We start from the raw sequence: 22248 nt of genomic DNA, 5'->3' as shown, positions 1-22248 counted from the left end.
TGGAGACGGGATAAGCCATGACCAAGCGTAATCAGGCGCGCGAAGAAGATCGGGTGCAGGACCTGCGCCCGCGCCCGGTCAGGCTGACCAGCGACATGAGTCTGCCGAAGCTGTCGGCGGTCGAGATCGGCAGCTACGTCGTGATGCTGTTCGGCATGTGGGCGGTCATCGAACTGAAGCTGCTCGGCGCGCTGCTCGCCGGGCTGCTGGTGTTTCAGCTCGTGCAAATGATCGCGCCGCGCATCGAGCGTCACATGTCGAGCAGGCGGGCGCGCTGGCTCGCGGTGGTGCTCCTGTCGACGGTGATCGTCGGAGCGCTGACGGGGCTCACGCTCGGCATCATCTCGCATTTCGAGAACGACGTGCCCAGCGTGCAGGCACTGCTCGATCAGGCTATGCAACTGATCGACCAGGCGCGCGGCAGGATTCCGCAATTCGTCGCGAACTATCTGCCGGTGGACACCGAGCAAATGAAGACGAAGGCGGCGGAACTGATGCACACGCACGCGAACATGCTGCAGCAAAGCGGCACGACCGCGGCACGCGCGTTCACGCACGTGCTGCTCGGCATGATCATCGGCGCGATCATCGCGGTCGGCGCGCAGAAGCATATCCAGCGGCTGCCGCTGTCCACCGCGTTCGTCACGCGCGTCACGCGTTTTGCCGACGCGTTTCGCCGCATCGTGTTCGCGCAGGTGAAGATTTCCGCGCTCAACGCGGTATTCACGGCGATCTTCCTGCTCGTGGTCCTGCCGACCTTCCACGACCGGCTGCCGCTGTCGAAGACGCTGGTGCTCGTCACGTTCATCGTGGGCCTGCTGCCGGTGATCGGCAATCTGATCTCGAACACGATCATTGTCGCCGTCGCGCTGTCGGTGAGTTTTCCGGCGGCGATCATGTCGCTCGTGTTCCTGATCCTGATTCACAAGCTCGAGTACTTCCTGAACGCGCGGATCGTCGGCGGCCAAATTGAGGCGCGCGCGTGGGAGTTGCTGATCGCGATGCTGGTGATGGAAGCGGCGTTCGGTATCGCCGGGGTCATCGCGGCGCCGATTTTTTATGCGTACATCAAGCGGGAGCTGATTTATTTGCGGTTGGTGTGAGCGGGATTAGCGAGCCTCAAAGTCAGCACTCACTAGCGCCCACCGGCATTAAACCCGGCGGTCCGCACCGGCGACGAAAGCGAAAGCGGCACTTCGGTGCCGCTTTTTTTTGCTTCTCGCGAGACGGCAATGACGCCAATTGCTGACAGAAAACTTGCAGCCGATGGCGCCACCCCCTAAGATGCGAACAATTCCTATTTACGCTCAGTCCGCATCGTGATGTTTCACCTGATCTCCCGTCCGCGTTTCCGCGCGGGTCCCTGCCACGCGCTGCCAGCTCGCGCATGAGACGCCAGCTTGTCCGCCTGCACCGCTGGTTCGGCGTCGCGACCGCACTGTTTCTGTTCGTCGCGGGACTGACTGGCGCGATCATCGCGTGGGACCACGAGCTCGATGCCGCGCTGAACCCGTCGTTCTACCAGGCTCGCACGACCGGGCCGACGCTGTCCGGCCTCGAACTGGCGAATCGCGTCGAAGCCGCCGATCCGCGTCTTCTGGTGACCTATCTGCCGCTCGCGGTCGAACCCGGCCACACGTTGCAGATGATGGTGCTGCCGCGCACCGACCCGGTGACGAAGCGGCCCTACCCGCTCGACTTCAACCAGATCGCCGTCGATCCCGTCACCGGCGAGATCCAGGGGCGCCGCGAATGGGGCGCCGTGTCGCTCGCGCGGCTCAACCTGATTCCGTTCATCTACAAGCTGCACTACACGCTGCAGCTGCCGTTCACCGGCGGTGTCGACATTGGCACGTGGCTGATGGGAATTGTCGGCATCATGTGGCTATTTGATAGCGTGATTGCGCTGTGCCTGTCGTTTCCGAGCCTGAAGGCGTGGCGCAAGTCGTTCGCGTTCCGCCTGAAACGCGGCGGCTATGCGTTGACGTTCGATCTGCACCGCTCCGGCGGCGTATGGATCTGGGGCCTGCTGGCAATCGTCGCGCTGACGTCGATTTCGATGAATCTGTCGTCACAGGTGGTGCAGCCGATCGTGTCACGACTGTCGACGCTGACGCCCGATCCGTTCAGCAACCCCGAAATCCTGCGCGCGCCGCAACCGGGCGATCAGGTGCTGAGCCGCGAGCGCATCGTCGAACTCGCCGAGCGGGCCGGCAAGGAAATGCATGTCGCCGCGCCGCCGGGCGGGCTCTACTACGCCGAGTTCGTGCATACGTATGGCGTCGGCTTCTACACGCCAGGCAACTACCACGGAGACGCCGGCCTCGGTAACCCGTGGATGTATTGGGACGCCGCCACCGGCAAGCGGCTCGCCACGCGGATTCCCGGCCAGGGCACGGCCGGCGACATCTTCCTGCAGGTGCAGTATCCGCTGCACTCGGGGCGCATTCTCGGACTCGGCGGGCGGATTCTGATCAGCGCGGTGGGGGTAGCGGTGGCCGTGCTGAGCGTCACGGGCCTGCTGATCTGGCTGAAGAAGCTGAGCGCGCGCCGCCGTTCCGCGCAAAACGCGAATCTCGGGAAAAGCACGGGCGGCGCGGCAGCGCGTTCGTAACGTAAGCCGGGAAAGGACCGCGCCGACCTCGACCGGCGCGGTGTTACCGGCGCAATTCCTAGCGGAACACCACCGTCTTGCTGCCGTTCAGCACGACGCGATGCTCGACGTGCCACTTCACCGCGCGCGCGAGCGTCACGCACTCGACGTCGCGGCCGATCGCCGTCAGTTGTTCCGGCGTCATGCTGTGGTCCACGCGCTCGACTTCCTGCTCGATGATCGGGCCTTCGTCGAGATCGGTCGTCACATAGTGAGCCGTCGCGCCGATCAGCTTCACGCCGCGGTCGAACGCCTGGTAGTACGGCTTCGCGCCCTTGAAGCTCGGCAGGAACGAGTGGTGGATGTTGATCGCGCGGCCGGCGAGCGACTCGCACAGGTTCGGCGACAGAATCTGCATGTAGCGCGCCAGCACCACGAGATCAGCCTGATGCTCGTTGATCACTTCGAGCACGCGCGCTTCCTGCGCGGTTTTCGCTTCGGGCGTGCCGCCGAGCAGCGGGAAGTGATGGAACGGGATGTCGTAGCTCGCGGCGAGCTGGTAGAACTCCTTGTGGTTCGAAATGATCGCCGGAATGTCGATGTTCAGCTGACCGGTGCGGTAGCGGAACAGCAGATCGTTCAGGCAGTGGCCGATCTTCGACACCATGATCACGACGCGCGGCTTCACGTTCGCGTCGTGCAATTCCCAGCTCATGCCGAACTGCTCGGCGAGCGCCACGAACGACGCGCGCAGCGCGTCGAGTCCAGGATCGCCGCCCACCTGCTGAAAATGCACGCGCATGAAGAACTCGCCGGTGCGGCTGTCGCCGAACTGCGCGGAGTCGAGAATATTGCTGCCCCGCTCGAACAGAAAGCCCGACACGGCGTGAACGATGCCGGGCCGGTCGGCGCACGACAGTTTGAGGATAAAGCTGTGATCGGTCGACATGACCTCGGTGACTCCCTTCTTCAATGCGTGGTTTGTTTCAGTGGGTACTGGCTGCGCGGGGCGAGCCTGACCGATGAGCGTCGGTTAGCCCAGCGCCGGCGGCGCGAACAGCGCGTCGATGCCCTCGCACGCGTCCTCGTCGATCCAGCGGCGGCGCAGCAGGCAATCGAGCGTCGCGAGGCTGGCGTCGACGGTCAGTGCGCCTTCCTCGATCCAGCGCGCGACTTCGTCGATGCGCGCGAGCCGGTGTTCGCCCACTTCGCCGTCCTGGTTGCGCGGCGCGAAGTCGGCGGGCAGCGCGAGGTCGTAGATGAAGATCTGCTCGGCCTGCGTGCCTTCCGGCAGCGATTGCAGCACGTGCGCGGTGCGGCCCGCGACCGCGCTCGCCGCGATCTCCGCTGGAATGCCCGCTTCTTCCCAGCACTCCTTGACGATCGTTTCGGCGATGCCGAAGCCCCAGCCGATCCCGCCCGCGACGACGTTATCGAGCATGCCGGGATCGGTGGCCTTCGTGTCGCTGCGGCGCGCGATCCACAATTGCGGCGCGCCGCGGGGCGCCCCACCTTCCGCATATTCTACGACGCCGTTCAGATGCACCGCGTACGTCATCGTGCCGAAGAAACGCGACGCCGCGCGCTCGATATACGCGAGCGGCGGCGCGTCGAACGCATTGCGGATCGCGTAGGTTTCGTTGCGCCAGCCGGGGATGCGGCCGTCGGCGGCGAGCGCGCCAATCACGGAAGCGAGCGCCGCGCTGCGCAGATCGACGGTGTCGAAGGTGGCGGAGAGCGTCACGCCGTCGTTCGTGATTTCGAACACGTCTGGCCAGCGCGCGAGCAGCGGCATGTCGCGCTCGCGAATCCAGCCGACCTGTTCGGCGCCGATCAGAAACGGCCGATGCGCGTTCGCGTCGAAGCGGCGCGCGGCGGTGATGCAAGGCAAAGTCATCGAAAACTCCAAACTGTCCGCCGTCGTGGCGAACCGGGGCAAAGCGAAGCGGACGGGCTGTGTGAGGCGCGTCAATCGCGCAGCGCGACGCGAATGCCGATCGCGATGAACGTCGCGCCGGCCACGCGATCGAGCCACAGGCCCACACGCGGCCGCCGTCTGAGCCAGCCACCGATGATCCCGGCGCACACGCCGAACAGCGAAAACACCACGACGGTCTGCAGCATGAACAACGCGCCGAGCTCCAGCATCTGCACAGTCACGCTCTGCGCGCCGCCGGGCTGCACGAACTGCGGCAGAAACACGACGAAGAACAGCGTGACCTTCGGATTCATCAGATTGCCGAGCACGCTCTGGCGAAACACCGCCGAAAGCGGCTGCGGCGCACGCTCGTGCGCGGTCGCGAGCCCCTGGCTGCGCAGCGCCTTGATGCCGATCCACACCAGATACGCGGCGCCGGCGAGCTTGATCGCTTCGAACGCGAGCGGCGATGACCGCAGCAGCGCGGCGACGCCGAGCGCCGCGAGGGTCGTATGAAACGTGATGCCGGCGGCAAAGCCGAGCGCGGCGACGAGGCCGGCCGCGCGGCCCTGCGAAATGCCGCGCGCGAGCACCTGCAGATTGTCCGGGCCGGGCGCCACGGTGATCGCAATCGAGGTGGCGAGAAACAGCAGGAAGTTGGGCATCGTGGTGGCCTTCTGGTTGGGCGGCTGGTGAGCCCTGGTGGGAGCCATGTCGTTGAGCCCGGTTGCCCTTGCGCGGCCAACAGGGCTTGTGCGGCTCTAACTGCTAGTACGGCGAGAAACTAAACTCCGCGTCACGGCGCGCGCCGCGACGGCTTGCCGGCTCAGTGACCGCCGAAACTCGTCACGGTATAGAGCGCAAGGCCGCCCTCGCACAGCAGCTTCGAGCCGCCCAGGTCCGGCAGATCGACGATCGCCGCGCCTTCCACGACGACCGCGCCCAGCCGCTCGAGCAGCAGCTTGCCGGCCATCATCGTGCCGCCGGTCGCGATCAGGTCGTCGATGATCACGACGCGGTCGCCCGGTTCGCACGCATCCTCGTGAATCTCTACGGTCGCGGTGCCGTACTCCAGTTCATACGATTGCGAGATCCGCTTGTAGGGCAGCTTGCCCGCCTTGCGAATCGGGATGAAGCCGATGCTCAGCTCGTGCGCGACGATCGGCCCGATGATGAAGCCGCGCGCATCGAGCCCGGCAATGTAGTCGAGCTTCGCGTCGATATAGCGCTGCACGAACAGGTCGATCAGCACGCGCAGCGACTTCGGCTCGCGCAACAGCGGCGTGATGTCGCGGAACTGCACGCCCGGCTGCGGCCAGTCGGGCACCGTGCGAATGTGACTTCTGATGTAGTCGGCCGCATCGAGCGGCGCGCTCGCGAGCGCGTTGGACATGATGTCTCCGGATGGACCACGACAGGTCCGGTGAAAAGCTTGAATCAGGGTCGCCCGCCAGAACGGGCCAGGTTCATGGGTTCAGGCCGCCGCGGCGCGGCGATGCTTCGACAGCCGCTCCTCGGCTTGCGCCAGTTGCTCGGGCAGACCGCGCAGCACGACGATGTCGCTCGCGCGCAATTTCGTCGACGGGTCCGGTTCGACACCGCGGATGCCGTGCCGGCGGATCGCGGTCACTTCGACACCGAGTTCGTACAGGCCCACCTCGGCGAGCGTCCGGCCCACCGCGTCGGCGCTCTCGTCGACCGGCACCGATTGTAGCCGCACCTGCTCGTGGCCGTCGTCGTCGTCGATGTCGTCGGCGCCGTGGAAATAGCCGCGCAACAGCGAGTAGCGTTCGTCGCGCATCTCCTCGACGCGCCGCACCACGCGCCGCATCGGTACGCCCATCACGACCAGCGTATGCGACGCGAGCATCAGGCTGCCCTCGACGATCTCCGGGATCACCTCGGTCGCGCCGGCGGCGAGCAGCTTCTCCAGATCGGCGTCGTCGACGGTACGCACGATGACCGGCAGCGTCGGCTCCATCTCGTGAATGTTGTGCAGCACGCGCAGTGCCGACGGCGTGTTCGCGTACGTGATCGCGATCGCGGCCGCGCGATGCAGGCCCGCCGCCAGCAGCGACTCGCGCCGCCCCGCGTCGCCGAACACGACCGATTCACCGGCCGCCGCGGCCGCCGCGACACGGTCGGGATCGAGGTCGAGCGCCACATAAGAGAGTCCTTCATGCTCGAGCATCCGCGCGAGGTTCTGCCCGGCGCGGCCATAGCCGCAGATGATCACGTGGCCGCTCTGCTTCAGGCTTTGCGTCGCGATGCGCGTCATCTGCAACGACTGCATCATCCATTCGGTCGACGACAGCCGCAGCACGACGCGGTCCGCGTTCTGGATCATGAACGGCGCGGCGAGCATCGACAGCAGCATCGCGGCGAGAATCGTCTGCAACAGCGTCGCGTCGACCAGATGCCGGTCGAGGATCAGGTTCAGCAGCACGAAGCCGAACTCGCCCGCCTGCGCGAGACCGATACCGGTGCGCATCGCGACGCCCGGCGTCGCGCCGAAAAGCCGCGCGAGGCCGGTAATCATGACCATCTTCAGCAGCACCGGGCCGATGAAAAACGCCAGCACGACGAGCGGATGCTCCCAGATCACGCGCGGATTGAGCAGCATGCCGGTGGTCACGAAGAAGAGCCCGAGCAGCACGTCGCGAAACGGCTTGATGTCCTCTTCCACCTGATGCCGGTACGGTGTCTCGGCGATCAGCATGCCGGCGATGAACGCGCCGAGCGCGAGCGACAGCCCGAATTTATCGGTGATAAACGCGGCGCCGAGCGTCACCAGCAGCAGATTGAGGATGAACAGCTCCTGCGAGCGGCGCCGCGCGACCACGTTGAACCAGCGCGTCATGAAGCGCTGGCCGACGATCAGCAGCAGCGCGAGGGCCACGACGATCTTGATCGCCGCGATGCCGAGCGCGCTGGCCAGATTCTCCGAGCGGCCGCCGAGCGCCGAAATGATGATCAGCAACGGCACCACCGCCAGATCCTGGAACAGCAGCACGCCGAAGATGTTGCGGCCGTGCTCGGTTTCGATCTCGAGCCGCTCCGCGAGCATCTTGCTGACGATCGCCGTCGACGACATCGCCAGCGCGCCGCCCAGCGCGACGCACGCCTGCCACGTGATATGCACCCAGCGCTCCAGCACGAAGCCGAGCGACACCGCCACCGCGACCGTGCCGATCACCTGCAGCAAGCCGAGTCCGAACACGAGCCGGCGCATCGTGCGCAACTTGGCCAGCGAAAACTCCAGCCCGATCGAGAACATCAGGAACACGACGCCGAATTCCGCGAGGTTTTGCGCCCCCGCAGAATCGGGAATCAGCCCGAACGCATGCGGCCCGACGACGATGCCGACCGTCAGATAGCCGAGCATCGGCGGCAGATTCAGGAAGCGAAAGATCACCACGCCCGCCACCGATGCCAGCAGCAGAAACAGCGTCATTTCGAGCGGGGAAATCATCGGCAAAAACGCATGGGTGAAGCGTCCTCGTTCGTCAGCGGAACCGCGCACGAGAACCCCGTGCGACATGATGGATGGGGCCGGCAAAAAGCTGCTAAAGAACGGCAAAGCAGCTGCAAATGAGACTATCGACAGGCCGACGAAGACAGCAGCCCGGCACAGCAGGCCCGGCGCGGCGAACAGGCGCCTTTGCTATACTCCGCGCATGATAGCGAAAATCAATGGCGACAGGGCACTCACGCTTGCTCGCGACGTACTCGACATCGAAGCGGACGCCGTGCGCGCGCTTCGCGACCAGCTCGACGGCAGTTTTGTCGGCGCGGTCGATTTCATCCTGGGTTGCCGTGGACGCGTGGTCGTCTCCGGCATCGGCAAATCAGGCCACATAGCCCGCAAGCTTGCGGCCACGCTGGCAAGCACCGGCACTCCCGCGTTCTTCGTGCATCCGGCGGAAGCGAGCCATGGCGACCTCGGCATGGTCACCGCCGACGACGTCTTCCTCGCGCTGTCCAATTCGGGCGAAACCGAAGAATTGATGGCGATCCTGCCGCTCATCAAGCGGATCGGCGCGAAGCTGATCGCGATGACGGGCCGGCCTAGCTCCAGCCTCGCGCAACTCGCGGACGTGCATCTGAATTCCGGCGTCGCCAAGGAAGCCTGCCCGATGAATCTCGCGCCCACCGCCAGCACGACGGCCGCGCTCGCGCTCGGCGACGCGCTCGCGGTCGCGGTGCTCGACGCTCGCGGCTTCGGCCGTGACGACTTCGCGCGCTCGCATCCGGGCGGCGCGCTCGGCCGACGCCTGCTCACCTACGTGCGCGACGTGATGCGCACCGGCGACCAGTTGCCGCAGGTCACACCCGAGGCGACCGTCAGCGATGCCCTCTTCCAGCTGACCGCAAAACGCATGGGCATGACCTCGGTCGTCGACCACGAAGGCCGTGTGACGGGCATCTTCACGGATGGCGACCTGCGCCGAGTGCTCGAACGCGACGGCGATTTTCGCCAGTTGCCGATCGGTTCGGTGATGACCGCGGGCCCGCGCACGATCGGGCCAGATCAACTCGCGGTCGAAGCCGTGGAACTGATGGAGCGCTATCGTATCAATCAGATGCTGGTCGTCGACGAATCGGGCAAGCTAATCGGCGCGCTCAACATGCACGACCTGTTTTCGAAGAAGGTGATCTGATGGCCGTTGCTCCCCCTACCGCTACCGAACGCGCAAGCCGCGTGAAGCTGATGATTTTCGACGTCGACGGCGTACTGACCGACGGCGGACTGCTGTTCACGGCGGAAGGCGACACGATGAAAGGCTTCAACTCGATGGACGGCCACGGCATGAAGCTGCTGCGCCAGGCCGGCATCGACACGGCCATCATCACCGGGCGCCAGTCCGGCATCGTGGCGGCGCGGGTGAAAGAATTGAACATCACGCACGTCTATCAGGGCGTGCAGGACAAGCCTGCGGCGTTCGCCGACCTGCTGCAGAAAACCGGCCTCGCCGCCGAGGACTGCGGCTACATGGGCGACGACTGGGTCGATCTCGCGGTGATGCTGCGGGTCGGCTTCGCGGCCGCGCCGGCCAATTCGCATCCCGAAGTGATCGCGCGCGCGCATTGGGTCAGCGAGGCGCGCGGCGGCCACGGCGCGGCACGCGAAGTTGTCGACACGCTGCTGCGCGCGCAGCACAAATATGAAGCACTGCTTGCGGCGGCGTGCAGCGGCGAGCAACGGGGCCTCGTGGGATGAACCAGTTTCGCCTGACTTCGCTGATCCCGCTCATCGCGATGGCGGCGCTCGCCGGCATCACGTGGTGGCTGCTGCAAGCCACGTTGCCGCGCAAGACCGACAACGAGGTGCGCCCGAAAGAGCACACGCCGGATTACTTCGCGGACAACTTCTCGGTGTCCGAGCTCGATCAGTCGGGCGCGACGCAGTACCGGCTGACCGCGCAGTCGCTGATCCATTACGAGGACGACGAAATGAGCGACCTCGTCAAGCCGGCCATGCGCGCGTTCCAACCCGGCAAGCCGATCGTCACCGCGACCGGCGATACCGGCACGGTCAACGCGGATGCGTCGATCGTCAACCTGTACCAGAACGCCCGCATCCTGCGCGCGCCCGGCGGAGGCGATCCGCAGATGCAGGCTGATTCCGAACATTTCAGGGTCCTCGTCAACGACGATGTGATCGAGACTGAAAAGCCAGTTAAACTTCAGCGCGGCATGTCGGTGATGACTGCCAGCGGCATGAAATACAACAATGTCACCCGGTTTATGCAGCTGTTCGGCAATGTAAGAGGCGCAATCGCCGCGTCCGATTCCGGCCACTAAGCCAACGCATACCGGGTAATCCATTCCAGGCATGACTGCATGAACGAATCGCACCCCCGTTTTGATACCGGCCGTTCGCGCGCGCTGTCCGCGTGCCGCGCCGCACTCGCTGCGCTCGTCGTCGCGCTGCCGCTCGTCGGCTTCGCGCCGCTCGCGCACGCGGACCGCGCCGACAAGGACAAGCCGCTGAACATCGAAGCTGACAACATGACTTACGACGACCTGCGGCAGGTCAGCATCTTTACCGGCCACGTAGTGGCGACCAAAGGGACGATCCTGATCAAGGCCGATCGCGTCGAAGTGTCGCAAGACCCGCAAGGCTACCAGTTCGCGACCGGCACCTCGAGCGGCAACAATCTGTCGTATTTCCGCCAGAAGCGCGAAGGGCTCGACGAATACATCGAGGGTACGGCCATCCGTATCGACTACGACGGCAAGCAGGATCTGACCACACTGACCACCAACGCGACGGTGCGCCGCCTGCAGAGCATGACGACGCTGCTCGACCAGGTGCACGGCAGCGTGATCACCTACGACGGCCAGAACGACTTCTACACGGCCAAGGCGGGCAAGGACGTCGCAGGTCCGGGCAACCCAACCGGCCGCGTGCGCGCAATGCTGGCGCCGCGCAACGCCGGCGCCGCGCCGCTGACCGGCGCATCGGCCACGCTCACGCCGTCCAACTCCATTCAGGGAGCGCCGAACCAGTGAGCACCGTAAGCAGCACCATCACGCCGCTCCCCCATCGCAAGCCGGCCGGCACCAGCAGTTCGCTGGTCGTGCGTAATCTGAAGAAGCGCTATGGCTCGCGCACGGTCGTCAAGGACGTGTCGCTCGACGTGAAGAGCGGCGAAGTGGTCGGCCTGCTCGGCCCGAACGGCGCCGGCAAGACCACGTCTTTCTACATGATCGTCGGCCTCGTGCCGCTCGACGCCGGCGAAATCGATCTGGACGGCAAGTCGATCAGCCTGCTGCCCATTCACAAGCGCGCGTCGCTCGGCCTGTCGTATCTGCCGCAGGAAGCGTCGGTATTCCGCAAGTTGACCGTCGAGCAGAATATTCGCGCGGTGCTGGAATTGCAGCACGACGAAAACGGCAAGCGCCTCGGCAAAGACGTGATCACGTCACGCACCGAAGCGCTGCTCGACGAGCTTCAGATCGCGCATCTGCGTGAAAATCCGGCGCTGTCGCTGTCTGGCGGCGAGCGTCGTCGGGTTGAAATTGCGCGCGCGCTGGCAACCAATCCGAGCTTCATTCTGCTCGACGAACCGTTCGCCGGCGTCGACCCGATCGCGGTGCTGGAAATCCAGAAAATCGTCAAGTTCTTGAAGCAGCGCAATATCGGCGTCCTGATTACCGACCACAACGTGCGCGAAACGCTCGGCATCTGCGATCACGCGTACATCATCAGCGACGGCAGCGTGCTAGCCGCCGGCGCGCCTAGCGACATCATCGAAAACGAAAGCGTGCGGCGCGTCTATCTGGGCGAGCACTTCCGCATGTAAGCACTCACGGCGTCCCCGGCCATGCGAGCGCGCGCGGCCGGCCGCGGCGCCAAAATTTGCGGCACCCGCACATTCGTTGTCAGGCGGCGCTGGCTGGCGCCGCGCGGCGCGCCAATTCGGCGTACCCAAAAATTGCGTGTGCCGCAAGGTATCGCGGTCGTGGCAAACTCTCTACAATGAATCTCAACTTGCCATGAAAGCCAGCCTCCAACTCCGCCTATCGCAGCATCTTGCGCTGACGCCGCAACTGCAACAGTCCATCCGGCTGCTTCAGTTGTCGACGCTCGAATTGCAGCAGGAAGTCGCCATGGCGATCTCGCAGAATCCACTCCTCGAAAACGAAGACGAGTGGATCGCGAGCCCATTGCGGGTTGCGGCCGACGGTTCCGTGATCGCCCAGACGCCGGGCTCCTCGGCGCCGGCCGATCCGATGGCCGGCAACGGTTCGACGTCGTCCGAAGGCAACGGCGAGCGCGCCGAGAGCGGCGAACCGCAGGGTGTCGATGAATACAACGGCCTTTCGGGCGACGGCGGCGGCGACACGTCGCAGTGGAACCTCGACGACTACGGCCGCTCCGGCAACGCGTCGGACGACGACGACCTGCCCCCGCTGCAAATCCACGAATCGAGCACGTCTCTTCGCGACCACCTGATGGCGCAACTACGCGTCACCCAGGCGAGCCCGCGCGACCGCGCGCTCATCACATTCCTGATCGAATCTCTGGACGACGACGGCTATCTCGCCGCCACGCTCGAAGAAGTGCTGGCCGACCTGCCCGAAGAACTCGAAGTCGATGTCGACGAACTGAACGCCGCGCTTGCGCTGCTGCATAGCTTCGACCCGCCCGGTGTCGGCGCGCGCTCCGCGTCCGAATGTCTGAAGCTGCAGTTGCTGCGGCTCGAGCCGTCGCCCACGCGCACGCTTGCGCTAGACATTGTCGGCCATTACCTGGAGTTGCTCGCCGCGCGCGATTTCACGCGGCTGCGCAAGCACCTGAAAGCCAGCGACGACGATCTGCGCGACGCGCATGTGCTGATCCGCTCGCTCGAACCATTTCCGGGTGCCGCCTACGGCAAGGCCGAAGCGGACTACGTTGTGCCCGACATCATGGTGCGCAAAACGGCACAGGGCTGGCAGGCGGAGCTGAATCCCGAGGTAGTTCCGAAGCTGCGGATTAACCATCTGTACGCGAATATTCTGCGCAACAACCGCGGCGATCCGGGCAGTGGTTCGTTGCGGCAGCAACTGCAGGAAGCTCGGTGGCTGATCAAAAATATCCAACAGCGTTTCGAGACGATCCTGCGAGTTGCGCAGGCAATTGTCGAGCGTCAAAAGAGCTTTTTTGTGCACGGCGAAATCGCCATGCGCCCCTTGGTTTTGCGGGAAATAGCTGATACGCTGGGCTTACACGAGTCGACTGTCTCGCGTGTGACAACCGGTAAATACATGCTGACCCCTTTCGGGACGCTGGAATTCAAGTACTTTTTCGGCTCACACGTTTCGACGGACACCGGCGGCGCGGCCTCCTCCACGGCCATTCGCGCGCTGATCAAACAACTGATAGGAGCGGAAAACCCGAAATCGCCACTTTCAGACAGTCGCATAGCCGAACTGCTGGCGGAACAGGGCTTCGTGGTCGCACGACGTACCGTTGCGAAATACCGTGAGGCGCTCAAAATCCCGGCAGTCAACCTGCGCAAGTCTCTGTAGCCCGCCGCGTTTTGCAGCGGGCATTTACCGGCCGCTCCGCACCTGGCGGACAGGCCGGCCGCTGCGACCTGCCAGATGTCCGTCACCGGGGGGCGACACAGGCAAGCCGTCAGATCGACCGGACCTTTGTCATTGTGCGGACCAAGCGGCCATTAGCTTGGAGAAGCACTATGAATCTCAAGATCAGTGGACACCACCTCGAAGTAACGCCTGCGTTGCGCGAATACGTGATCACCAAACTGGACAGGGTGCTAAGACATTTCGATCAGGTCATCGACGGCAGTGTGGTCCTCTCGGTCGACAACCATAAGGAAAAGGAGAAGCGTCAAAAGGTGGAAATCAACCTCCACCTGAAGGGCAAGGATATTTTCGTCGAGAGTTGTGACAGTGATTTGTACGCTGCGATCGATCTAATGATCGACAAGCTCGACAGACAGGTGATACGCCACAAGGACCGCCTGCAAGGCCATCAGCACGAAGCGATCAAGTATCAGCCGGCGCCGCAACTAGACGTGCCGCCGCAATAGGAGAAATTAGAGGAAATTCCTGATTTCTCTGAAACCCGTCAAGCCGCCCGCAACCGGGCGGTTTTTCGTTTCAGCGCCCGGCTTGCGTTCGACGCCGGCGCGCCCTCGCCGAGGCCAGGCTCGACCATTCCCGCAGACGCTTGCGCAGCGCGACATGTTCCGCGCCGCAAGCGGTGAAAAACCTGATATGCATAGATGGCGCGCCGCACCATCGGCTGTCACCCTGTTCTATAATGTTCCGGTTACCATCGGGGTCAAGCCAGTTCTGATGAAGTACGGCCGGTCGGAATCTCACGCTTTCGCGATCGACTCTCACTGTCCGTCTTCGCCAGCATCGAACGAATGGAACGTCACTCAACCGCCCCGTTGGGGAGAACTCAGGCCACGTTTTCGCCTGTCAACATGAATCGTTTAGCCAAATTTCTTCCCCTCGAGAACGTCGTCATCGGACTATCGGTCACCAGCAAGAAACGCGTGTTCGAGCAAGCGGGCCTGATCTTCGAGAACCAGAACGGCATCGCCCGAAGTACCGTCACAGACAATCTTTTTGCGCGAGAACGACTCGGCTCGACCGGGCTCGGCGAAGGCGTCGCGATTCCGCATGGGCGGATCAAGGGCCTCAAGCAACCGCTCGCCGCATTCGTCAGACTCGCGGAACCCATCCCGTTCGAAGCGCCGGACGGCCAGCCGGTCTCGCTGCTGATCTTCCTGCTCGTCCCCGAACAGGCCACTCAACAGCACCTCGAAATTCTTTCCGAAATCGCGCAATTGCTGTCCGATCGCGACGCCCGCGAGCGGCTGCACACTGAAGAAGATCGCGAATCGTTGCATCGCCTGCTCACTCAGTGGCAACCTTGATGCAACGGCGGCGGTAGTTCATACGCGCGCACACACGCAGGTAAGGCCCGGCAAGCGGCTAACACTGGAGTCACTGACTCATGGATACGTCCAGCATCAACGCCCAGAGCATTTTCGACGACAACGCCGCCATGCTGAAGCTCAGCTGGCTCACGGGGCATGAGGGCTGGGAGCGCGGCTTTTCTTCGGAATCGGTCGCCAATGCCACGTCGAGCGCCGACCTCGTCGGCCACCTGAACTTGATCCACCCTAACCGGATCCAGGTGCTCGGCGATGCAGAAATCGACTACTACAAACGTCAGACCGATGAAGACCGCTCGCGCCATATGGCCGAGTTGATCGCGCTGGAGCCACCGTTTCTCGTCGTCGCGGGCGGTGTCGCGGCGCCGCCCGAGCTTGTGCTGCGCTGCACGCGTTCGTCGACGCCGCTGTTCACGACGCCGACCTCGGCGGCCGCGGTGATCGATAGTCTGCGTCTCTATATGTCGCGCATTCTCGCGCCGCGCGCGACGCTGCACGGCGTGTTTCTCGACATCCTCGGCATGGGCGTGCTGCTGACCGGCGACTCGGGTCTCGGCAAGAGCGAGCTCGGTCTCGAACTGATCAGCCGCGGCCATGGTCTCGTCGCCGACGACGCGGTCGACTTCGTGCGCCTCGGCCCGGACTTCGTCGAAGGACGCTGTCCGCCGCTGCTGCAGAACCTGCTCGAAGTGCGCGGCCTCGGTCTGCTCGACATCAAGACGATCTTCGGCGAAACGGCCGTGCGCCGCAAAATGAAACTGAAGCTAATCGTGCAACTGGTGCGCCGCCCTGACGGCGAATTCCAGCGACTGCCGCTGGAAAGCCAGACCGTCGACGTGCTCGGCCTGCCGATCAGCAAGGTGACGATCCAGGTGGCCGCGGGCCGCAACCTGGCGGTGCTGGTCGAAGCGGCCGTCCGCAATACGATCCTGCAGTTGCGCGGGATCGACACGCTGCGCGATTTCATGGATCGGCAGCGTCTTGCCATGCAGGATCCCGATAGCCAGTTTCCCGGCAAGCTGATCTGAAGCCGGCCACAGCGCCATGAAGCGCCCGCAGAAGGCAGGACGCGGGCACGCGCATGGAGGCCAGATGCTATGATGAAATCTACGCTTTCGACGACTCCATGCGCATAATCCTGATCACCGGTATCTCCGGCTCCGGCAAATCGGTTGCCCTGAACGCGCTCGAAGACGCGGGTTATTACTGCGTCGACAATCTGCCGCCGCGTTTTCTGCAGCAACTCGCCACCTACCTCGCCGCGGACGGCCAGGACCGTCTCGCGGTCGCGATCGACGCGCGCTCCGGTTCATCGCTCGACGAAATGCCCGCGATGATTCGCGACCTCAAGCGCTCGCACGACGTGCGCGTGCTGTTCCTGAGCGCGAGCACGCAGTCGCTGATTCAACGCTTTTCCGAAACACGTCGCCGCCATCCGTTGTCCGGCTCGCCCGCGCACGACGCGGACGTTGGCCTGCTCACGTCGCTCGCCGAAGCGATCGAACGCGAGCGCGACCTGGTCGCGGGACTTGCCGAATTCGGCCATCAGATCGACACGAGCAATCTGCGCGCGAACGTACTGCGCGCTTGGGTCAAGCGCTTCATCGAGCAAGAGGACGCGGGGCTCGTGCTGATGTTCGAGTCGTTCGGCTTCAAGCGCGGCGTACCGCTCGACGCGGATTTCGTATTCGACGTACGCACGCTGCCGAACCCATATTACGATCATGAATTGAGGCCGCTCACCGGCCTCGACAAACCGGTGATGGATTTTCTCGATGCACAGCCGGTCGTCCACGAGATGATCGACGACATCGAAAAGTATCTGTCCAAGTGGCTGCCGCATTTCCGCGACGACAATCGCAGCTATCTGACCGTGGCAATCGGTTGCACGGGCGGCCAGCACCGCTCGGTATTCATCGCGGAGACGCTTGCCGCGCGTCTCGCAACGTCGGCGAATGTGATTGTGCGGCATCGCGATGCGCCGGTCGACGTCGGCGAATCATCGAAGCTGGTGGCTTAACCGGCCGCATCGCGCGGCCTTAACCCGAAGCGTTGCGCCATGTCCTCTACGCCTACTGTGTACGCCGATTTGCCGCTGTTTCCGCTGCATACGGTGCTATTTCCCGATGGCTTGCTGCCGCTAAAGATATTCGAAGCGCGCTACCTCGACATGGCGCGTGACTGCCTGCGCGAAAAAACCCCGTTCGGCGTGTGCATGCTGAAAAGCGGCGCCGAAGTCGCACGCGAGGAAGAACCTTCGGTGCCCGAAACGATCGGCTGTCTCGCCGAAATCGACGAGTGCGACGTCGAGGCATTCGGCATGTTGCTGATTCGCGCACGCGGCACGAAGCGCTTTCGTCTGTTGTCGCATCGCGTCGAAGCAAGCGGCCTGCTGGTCGGCATGGCCGAACCGCTCGCTGATGACCTCCCGCTAGAAGGCAATGAGCTGTTGGCTAAATTCGGCGCGTGCGCGGAAGTGCTCGAGCGGATCATCGCGACGATCCGCGAACGCGATCCGGACAGCCTGCCGTTCGCGGAGCCGTTCCGGCTCGACGATCCGTCGTGGGTGTCCAACCGTCTCGCCGAGGTGCTGCCAATTGCGTTGCGTGCGCGGCAAAAGCTGATGGAACTGACCGACGCCGGCGCGCGCATCGACATCGTGCATCACTACATGCAGCAGCATCAGTTGCTGTGAAATCCTGAAGTCGTCCTTCCGCTAGATCAACGAACCATGCAGGCTGGCGAGCAGCTTACGCACCGGCGCCGGCACGCCGAACGAATCCAGATCGCTGAGCGCAACCCAGGCGGTGTCCGCATCGTTGAGCGCGGCCAGAGCGCCGACTCCGCGATCGAGCTCGGCAAGCCGCGGTTCGATATCGAGCTTGAAATGCGTGAACACATGCGAGAACGACGCCAGCGTTGACACCTCGCCGTCGCTGCCGAACGCGCGCGCCCGCTCGGCGAGCGTCGCTTCGTCGGCCGCCTCGGGCAGACTCCACAGACCGCCCCAGATGCCCGACGGCGGACGCCGCTCGAGCATCACCGAGTTGCCGTCGCGCAGCACCAGCATCCACGTGCGGCGCGTCGGCACCGCTTTCTTCGGGCGAGCGGTCGGCAATTCGCGCTGACGTCCGGTGACGTTGGCGACGCAGTCGGGCGCGAACGGACAGCGAGTGCAATCGGGTTTGCCGCGCACGCACAACGTCGCGCCGAGATCCATCAAGCCCTGCGTGTAGGCGCTGACCTCCGCGTTCGACGCATTCGACGGCAATAGTGATTCCGCGAGCGTCCACATCGCGTTCTCGACCTTCTTCTCCCCCGGAAAACCTTCTACGCCGAACACGCGCGCGAGCACGCGCTTGACGTTGCCATCGAGAATCGTCGCGCGCGCGCCGAACGCGAACGACGCGATCGCCGCGGCCGTCGAGCGGCCAATGCCGGGCAGTTCGGCGAGTTCATCGACTGAGGCCGGAAACGCGCCGCCATGCCGCTCGACGACGACCTGGGCGCAGCGATGCAGATTGCGCGCGCGCGTGTAGTAGCCGAGGCCGGCCCACAGCGCCATCACGTCATCGGACGGCGCCGCGGCGAGCGCGGCGACATCCGGGAATCGCCCGAGAAATTTTGCGTAGTAGGGAATTACCGTCGAGACCTGGGTCTGCTGCAGCATGATTTCGGACAGCCAGATCCGATACGGGTCACGCGTGTTCTGCCACGGCAGATCGTGGCGGCCATGCTGGCGCTGCCACGCGATCAGGCGCGCGGAAAAATCGGGCATCGGCGTGAATGCGCGCGTGGCGTCGGACGCGCTGGAGCGCGCGGCGGTCGTTGGAGTGAGGCGGGAAGGCATCGAGAATCTAGCGCTGGCAAGTGGGACAGAAGTACGTGGAGCGTTGTCCCTGCACGATCTGTTTGATTGGCGTTCCACACACGCGGCATGGTAGGCCCGCGCGATCATAGACGAAGTAGTCGAGCTGGAAGTAGCCGCTTTCGCCGTTGCTGCCGACGAAATCGCGCAGCGTGCTGCCGCCTTTGTCGATCGCGGCGGCGAGCGTCACACGCACGGCATCGGCGAGCAGCTCATAACGCACGAGCGACACCCGCCCCGCCGCGGTGGTCGGCCGGATGCCCGCGCGAAAGAGACTCTCCGACGCGTAGATATTGCCCACGCCGACCACGATGTCGCCCGCCAGCAAAGCCTGCTTCACCGACACCTTGCGCCCGCGCGTCAACCGATGCATCAGCGCGCCCGAAAACGCCGGCGAGAAAGGCTCGACGCCAAGGCTCGCGAGCAGCGGATGTTCGAGGATGTCGCCTTCTTCACGGGGATGCCACAGCACCGCGCCGAAGCGGCGCGGATCACGATAGCGCAAGATGAAGTCGTCGAAGATCCAATCGACATGATCGTGCTTCGCCGCGGCCGGCGGATGCGGCACATGACGCAGAACGCGCAACGTGCCCGTCATGCCCAGGTGCACGATGAACCACCCTGCGTCGATTTCGAACAGCAGATACTTGCCGCGTCGCTCGACTTTGCGCACCACATGGCCACGCAAGGTTTTCGCAAGGTCGGCCGGAATTGGCCAGCGCAACGTAGCCGTCCGCACGTCGACGCGCTCAACCTTGCGCCCGGACACATACGGTTCGATCCCTCGTCGGGTAACCTCGACTTCTGGCAACTCTGGCATGGCTGATTGGTCTGCTACTTGCGTGAGTGGTTGTGCGCGTATTGTAGCGAGCGCGTTACAATCGACTGAAACATTGAACGGATTTCCATGAACGTGTCCTTCGTGAAGCTGCTTTCAAAGCGCCGCGCGCGCGTGTCCAACGTGCCGCTCGCCGTGTCCGCTCGCCGGATGCTTGGCGCAGCTGCGCTCGCATTGTGGGCGCTGGCCGCCGTGCCCGCGCATGCGCAGGACACGTCGCCAGATTCCGACGACACGTCGGTCACGATGCCGGACCCGCTGGGTCCGTCAAGCCCTGAAGACGAAAAGGCGCTGCCCGGAGTGCCGCTGTCGAGCCAGATCGTCTTCCAGGTGCTGGCCGCCGAGATCGCGTTGCAGCGCGATCAGCCGGCCCCGGCTTATCAGACCTACCTCGCGCTCGCGCGCGACACGCACGACCCGCGCATGGCGCAACGCGCCACCGAAATTGCGCTGGCCGCGCAGAGCCCGTCAGACGCGCTCGCCGCCGCGCAACTGTGGCAACAGTACGCACCCGGTTCGGAACGCGCCGCACAGCTCGACGCGTCGCTGCTCGTGCTGTCCGGCAAGCCCGACGATGCTGCGCCGATCCTGTCGCAGGAACTCGCGAAGGTACCGGAGGAAAATCGCGGCAGCGCGATCCTCGCGCTGCAATTGCTGTTGTCGCGCGGCCCGAACCGCGTCGGTGGACTGCACGTGTTGCAGGAGCTGCTGAAGAACGACATGAACCGGCCGGAAGCACAACTGGCCGTCGCACGCCAGCAGTTGCTGGCCGACGACGCGCCGGGTGCGCGCAAGTCGCTCGAGCAGGCGCTCACGATCAAGCCCGACTATCTGCCCGCGGCGTTGGTTCTGTCGCAAATGGGCCCGGAGGAGCGCAAGGAGGGCATCGCGTCGCTCGAAAAGTATGTGCAGCAGAATCCGAAATCGCATGACGCGCGGCTCGCGCTCGCGCAGATGTATCTCGCGAGCGACCGTCTAGACGACGCGCAGAAGCAGTTCGAGATCATGCGCAAGGCAAACGCCAACGACTTGACGCCGTTGATGGCGCTCGCGCTGATCAAGATCCAGCAGAAGAATCTCCCCGAAGCGCAGACCTATCTGATTCAATACGCGCAGCAGGCCGAGAAGACGCCGGGCGCCGATGCGGGCCAGGCCTACATCTATCTCGCGCAGCTAGCGCTCGAACAGAAGAATGAGGCGGCCGCGGGTGACTGGCTGAACAAGATCTCGCCGGCGAGTCAGCAATACCTGGCCGCGCAGATCACGCGCGCGCAACTGCTCGCCAAGCAGGGCAAGACCGACGAGGCGCGCCAGCTGCTCGCCAACTTGCAGACCGCCGATCCGCGTGACGTGGCGCTGATCGCGCGCACCGATGCAGCGATCCTGTTCGACGCGAAGCGCTACCCGGAGGCCGAAGCGCGTCTGCAGCAAGCCACGGCGAACTTTCCCGACGACCCCGACCTCACCTACGACTATGCGATGGCCGCCGAGAAAACCGGCCATTACGACGTCATGGAAGCGCAGTTGCGCAAGCTGATCCAGACGCAGCCGGACAATCCGCAGGCGTATAACGCGCTCGGCTATTCGCTCGCCGATCGCAACCAGCGCCTGCCGGAGGCGGACAAGCTGGTCGAGAAGGCCTCGGCCCTTGCACCGAACGATGCGTTCATCATGGACAGCGTCGGCTGGGTCAAGTACCGGATGGGTAACACGGCCGATGCGATCAAGCTGCTGCGCAAGGCATACAGCCTCCAGCCGAACGCCGAGATCGGCGCGCACCTCGGCGAAGTGCTGTGGAAGTCCGGCGAGCAGGAACAGGCGCGCGCCGCGTTCCGCGAGGCGCGCAAGCTCGAACCCAACAACGAGACTCTCGTCAAAACGTTGCAACGTCTTCAGGTAAACGATCTTTGATGCGTCTTTCCCGTTTGATTTCTTTTTCCATGGCGCCGCGCGGCATCGCGCTTGGTTGCGCGGCGGCAGCAGTTGTCGCGTTGGCGGGCTGCGCGTCGGTAAAGCCGCAGGGGCCGTCCACGTCGAATGCCGCGACCGAAGTCACCGCGCAGACGAGTCGCTCGTATCAGGGCCGCTTCGCGGTTCAGTACAACGACCAGAACGGCCAGCAGCGCAACGCCTACGGCAATTTCTCGTGGCAGGAAACCGGCGACACCGTCACGCTGCAATTGCGCAACCCGCTCGGCCAGACGCTGGCCATCGTGACCTCGTCGCCGGCTTCGGCGACGCTCGAGTTGCCGAACCGCCAGCCGCTCACCGCCGACAACGTGTCGACGCTGATGCAGAACGCGCTCGGCTTCACGCTGCCGGTCGAAGGGTTGCGCTACTGGTTGCAGCCGTCGCCGGCGCCGACCTCCCGCGCGCAGACCGAGAAGGATCCCGAGCAACCGTCACGCCTGAAGCAGATCACCCAGGACGGCTGGACGATCGACTATGTCGCCTATGCCGACGCGCCAGCCACCGGCGTGAAGCGCGTCAATCTGAGCCGCTCGGAGCCGCCGCTCGACATCAAGCTCGTGCTGGATCAGTGAGTCGTTGTTGCTGGGGCGTTTGTCCCGGCATCCGCTCACGTAACCTTGCTACCCGTTTAGC

Annotated in this window: 22 protein-coding genes; 15 read left to right on the top strand and 7 right to left on the bottom strand. The window is 64.2% G+C overall.

The window, feature by feature from the left end:
- The first annotated feature begins 17 nt into the window (after positions 1-17).
- A complete protein-coding gene (locus GCT19_RS10500; protein WP_018434670.1) occupies positions 18-1103 on the top strand; it encodes an AI-2E family transporter in 1086 nt (361 codons plus the stop codon).
- A gap of 284 nt (positions 1104-1387) precedes the next feature.
- Entirely contained in the window at positions 1388-2614 is a 1227-nt protein-coding gene (locus GCT19_RS10495; RefSeq protein ID WP_152851820.1) for a PepSY-associated TM helix domain-containing protein, read from the top strand.
- Positions 2615-2672: 58 nt separating this feature from the next.
- On the opposite strand, the gene purU is transcribed toward GCT19_RS10495, so the two are convergent.
- The 5 genes from purU to GCT19_RS10470 form a co-directional block, all read right to left on the bottom strand.
- Positions 2673-3542: a formyltetrahydrofolate deformylase gene (gene purU / locus GCT19_RS10490; protein WP_018434672.1), complete on the bottom strand. Its 870-nt coding sequence runs from the start codon at positions 3540-3542 to the stop codon at positions 2673-2675.
- 84 nt (positions 3543-3626) lie between these two features.
- Positions 3627-4490: an NUDIX hydrolase gene (locus GCT19_RS10485; RefSeq protein ID WP_152851819.1), complete on the bottom strand. Its 864-nt coding sequence runs from the start codon at positions 4488-4490 to the stop codon at positions 3627-3629.
- A gap of 71 nt (positions 4491-4561) precedes the next feature.
- Positions 4562-5176 (bottom strand): LysE family translocator, encoded by a 615-nt coding sequence (locus GCT19_RS10480; RefSeq protein ID WP_013088335.1) that lies wholly within the window; start codon positions 5174-5176, stop codon positions 4562-4564.
- A gap of 161 nt (positions 5177-5337) precedes the next feature.
- A complete protein-coding gene (locus GCT19_RS10475) occupies positions 5338-5904 on the bottom strand; it encodes an adenine phosphoribosyltransferase (protein ID WP_018434674.1) in 567 nt (188 codons plus the stop codon).
- A gap of 81 nt (positions 5905-5985) precedes the next feature.
- A complete protein-coding gene (locus GCT19_RS10470) occupies positions 5986-7983 on the bottom strand; it encodes a cation:proton antiporter domain-containing protein (protein WP_018434675.1) in 1998 nt (665 codons plus the stop codon).
- Positions 7984-8188: 205 nt separating this feature from the next.
- Here GCT19_RS10470 and kdsD point away from each other — a divergent pair, with 205 nt between their 5' ends.
- The 11 genes from kdsD to GCT19_RS10415 all read left to right on the top strand — a co-directional run bounded on the left by kdsD (position 8189) and on the right by GCT19_RS10415 (position 17633).
- On the top strand, positions 8189-9172 hold the full coding sequence (gene kdsD, locus GCT19_RS10465) for an arabinose 5-phosphate isomerase KdsD (RefSeq protein ID WP_018434676.1): 984 nt from the start codon (positions 8189-8191) through the stop codon (positions 9170-9172).
- Positions 9172-9732: a KdsC family phosphatase gene (locus GCT19_RS10460; protein WP_152851818.1), complete on the top strand. Its 561-nt coding sequence runs from the start codon at positions 9172-9174 to the stop codon at positions 9730-9732. The genes kdsD and GCT19_RS10460 overlap by 1 nt, the downstream gene beginning before the upstream one ends.
- Positions 9729-10316, top strand: a complete 588-nt coding sequence (gene lptC / locus GCT19_RS10455; RefSeq protein ID WP_152851817.1) for an LPS export ABC transporter periplasmic protein LptC — start codon at positions 9729-9731, stop codon at positions 10314-10316. Before GCT19_RS10460 ends, lptC begins: the two co-directional genes overlap by 4 nt.
- Before the next feature lie 39 nt (positions 10317-10355).
- On the top strand, positions 10356-11027 hold the full coding sequence (lptA, locus tag GCT19_RS10450) for a lipopolysaccharide transport periplasmic protein LptA (protein ID WP_018434679.1): 672 nt from the start codon (positions 10356-10358) through the stop codon (positions 11025-11027).
- A gap of 17 nt (positions 11028-11044) precedes the next feature.
- Positions 11045-11821 (top strand): LPS export ABC transporter ATP-binding protein, encoded by a 777-nt coding sequence (lptB, locus tag GCT19_RS10445; RefSeq protein WP_085951680.1) that lies wholly within the window; start codon positions 11045-11047, stop codon positions 11819-11821.
- A gap of 193 nt (positions 11822-12014) precedes the next feature.
- On the top strand, positions 12015-13532 hold the full coding sequence (locus GCT19_RS10440) for an RNA polymerase factor sigma-54 (protein WP_018434680.1): 1518 nt from the start codon (positions 12015-12017) through the stop codon (positions 13530-13532).
- Between the two features lie 170 nt (positions 13533-13702).
- Positions 13703-14059 carry a ribosome hibernation-promoting factor, HPF/YfiA family gene (gene hpf / locus GCT19_RS10435; protein ID WP_008921708.1) on the top strand — a complete coding sequence of 119 codons (357 nt, stop codon included), beginning with the start codon at positions 13703-13705 and terminating at the stop codon, positions 14057-14059.
- Between the two features lie 342 nt (positions 14060-14401).
- The gene (locus tag GCT19_RS10430) at positions 14402-14917 is read left to right on the top strand and encodes a PTS sugar transporter subunit IIA (RefSeq protein WP_013088326.1); all 516 of its coding nucleotides are present in this window, start codon (positions 14402-14404) and stop codon (positions 14915-14917) included.
- Positions 14918-14997: 80 nt separating this feature from the next.
- On the top strand, positions 14998-15966 hold the full coding sequence (gene hprK / locus GCT19_RS10425; protein WP_008921706.1) for an HPr(Ser) kinase/phosphatase: 969 nt from the start codon (positions 14998-15000) through the stop codon (positions 15964-15966).
- Positions 15967-16064: 98 nt separating this feature from the next.
- Positions 16065-16958, top strand: a complete 894-nt coding sequence (rapZ, locus tag GCT19_RS10420; protein ID WP_152851816.1) for an RNase adapter RapZ — start codon at positions 16065-16067, stop codon at positions 16956-16958.
- Positions 16959-16997: 39 nt separating this feature from the next.
- The gene (locus GCT19_RS10415) at positions 16998-17633 is read left to right on the top strand and encodes an LON peptidase substrate-binding domain-containing protein (RefSeq protein WP_026228526.1); all 636 of its coding nucleotides are present in this window, start codon (positions 16998-17000) and stop codon (positions 17631-17633) included.
- A gap of 21 nt (positions 17634-17654) precedes the next feature.
- Here GCT19_RS10415 and mutY read toward each other — a convergent pair whose 3' ends face one another.
- Positions 17655-18788: an A/G-specific adenine glycosylase gene (gene mutY, locus GCT19_RS10410; protein WP_026228527.1), complete on the bottom strand. Its 1134-nt coding sequence runs from the start codon at positions 18786-18788 to the stop codon at positions 17655-17657.
- 7 nt (positions 18789-18795) lie between these two features.
- Positions 18796-19626, bottom strand: a complete 831-nt coding sequence (mutM, locus tag GCT19_RS10405; protein WP_026228528.1) for a bifunctional DNA-formamidopyrimidine glycosylase/DNA-(apurinic or apyrimidinic site) lyase — start codon at positions 19624-19626, stop codon at positions 18796-18798.
- Positions 19627-19713: 87 nt separating this feature from the next.
- On the opposite strand from mutM, the gene GCT19_RS10400 reads away from it, so the two are divergent.
- Positions 19714-21555, top strand: coding sequence for a tetratricopeptide repeat protein (locus tag GCT19_RS10400; protein WP_152851815.1), 1842 nt, complete (start codon positions 19714-19716; stop codon positions 21553-21555).
- Positions 21555-22187: a lipoprotein insertase outer membrane protein LolB gene (gene lolB, locus GCT19_RS10395; protein WP_152851814.1), complete on the top strand. Its 633-nt coding sequence runs from the start codon at positions 21555-21557 to the stop codon at positions 22185-22187. The genes GCT19_RS10400 and lolB overlap by 1 nt, the downstream gene beginning before the upstream one ends.
- Positions 22188-22248 lie beyond the last annotated feature (61 nt).

The sequence above is a fragment of the Paraburkholderia atlantica genome, assembly GCF_009362785.1.
In the GTDB taxonomy this organism is placed as follows: Bacteria; Pseudomonadota; Gammaproteobacteria; order Burkholderiales; family Burkholderiaceae; genus Paraburkholderia; species Paraburkholderia atlantica.
This window is presented reverse-complemented; position numbering and strand designations above follow the sequence as displayed.

Coding starts and splice junctions, on each gene's coding strand:
- GCT19_RS10500 (WP_018434670.1), top strand. CDS start 18: ATGACCAAGCGTAATCAGGCGCGCGAAGAAGATCGGGTGCAGGACCTG.
- GCT19_RS10495 (WP_152851820.1), top strand. CDS start 1,388: ATGAGACGCCAGCTTGTCCGCCTGCACCGCTGGTTCGGCGTCGCGACC.
- purU (WP_018434672.1), bottom strand. CDS start 3,542: ATGTCGACCGATCACAGCTTTATCCTCAAACTGTCGTGCGCCGACCGG.
- GCT19_RS10485 (WP_152851819.1), bottom strand. CDS start 4,490: ATGACTTTGCCTTGCATCACCGCCGCGCGCCGCTTCGACGCGAACGCG.
- GCT19_RS10480 (WP_013088335.1), bottom strand. CDS start 5,176: ATGCCCAACTTCCTGCTGTTTCTCGCCACCTCGATTGCGATCACCGTG.
- GCT19_RS10475 (WP_018434674.1), bottom strand. CDS start 5,904: ATGTCCAACGCGCTCGCGAGCGCGCCGCTCGATGCGGCCGACTACATC.
- GCT19_RS10470 (WP_018434675.1), bottom strand. CDS start 7,983: ATGATTTCCCCGCTCGAAATGACGCTGTTTCTGCTGCTGGCATCGGTG.
- kdsD (WP_018434676.1), top strand. CDS start 8,189: ATGATAGCGAAAATCAATGGCGACAGGGCACTCACGCTTGCTCGCGAC.
- GCT19_RS10460 (WP_152851818.1), top strand. CDS start 9,172: ATGGCCGTTGCTCCCCCTACCGCTACCGAACGCGCAAGCCGCGTGAAG.
- lptC (WP_152851817.1), top strand. CDS start 9,729: ATGAACCAGTTTCGCCTGACTTCGCTGATCCCGCTCATCGCGATGGCG.
- lptA (WP_018434679.1), top strand. CDS start 10,356: ATGAACGAATCGCACCCCCGTTTTGATACCGGCCGTTCGCGCGCGCTG.
- GCT19_RS10440 (WP_018434680.1), top strand. CDS start 12,015: ATGAAAGCCAGCCTCCAACTCCGCCTATCGCAGCATCTTGCGCTGACG.
- hpf (WP_008921708.1), top strand. CDS start 13,703: ATGAATCTCAAGATCAGTGGACACCACCTCGAAGTAACGCCTGCGTTG.
- GCT19_RS10430 (WP_013088326.1), top strand. CDS start 14,402: ATGGAACGTCACTCAACCGCCCCGTTGGGGAGAACTCAGGCCACGTTT.
- hprK (WP_008921706.1), top strand. CDS start 14,998: ATGGATACGTCCAGCATCAACGCCCAGAGCATTTTCGACGACAACGCC.
- rapZ (WP_152851816.1), top strand. CDS start 16,065: ATGCGCATAATCCTGATCACCGGTATCTCCGGCTCCGGCAAATCGGTT.
- GCT19_RS10415 (WP_026228526.1), top strand. CDS start 16,998: ATGTCCTCTACGCCTACTGTGTACGCCGATTTGCCGCTGTTTCCGCTG.
- mutY (WP_026228527.1), bottom strand. CDS start 18,788: ATGCCTTCCCGCCTCACTCCAACGACCGCCGCGCGCTCCAGCGCGTCC.
- mutM (WP_026228528.1), bottom strand. CDS start 19,626: ATGCCAGAGTTGCCAGAAGTCGAGGTTACCCGACGAGGGATCGAACCG.
- GCT19_RS10400 (WP_152851815.1), top strand. CDS start 19,714: ATGAACGTGTCCTTCGTGAAGCTGCTTTCAAAGCGCCGCGCGCGCGTG.
- lolB (WP_152851814.1), top strand. CDS start 21,555: ATGCGTCTTTCCCGTTTGATTTCTTTTTCCATGGCGCCGCGCGGCATC.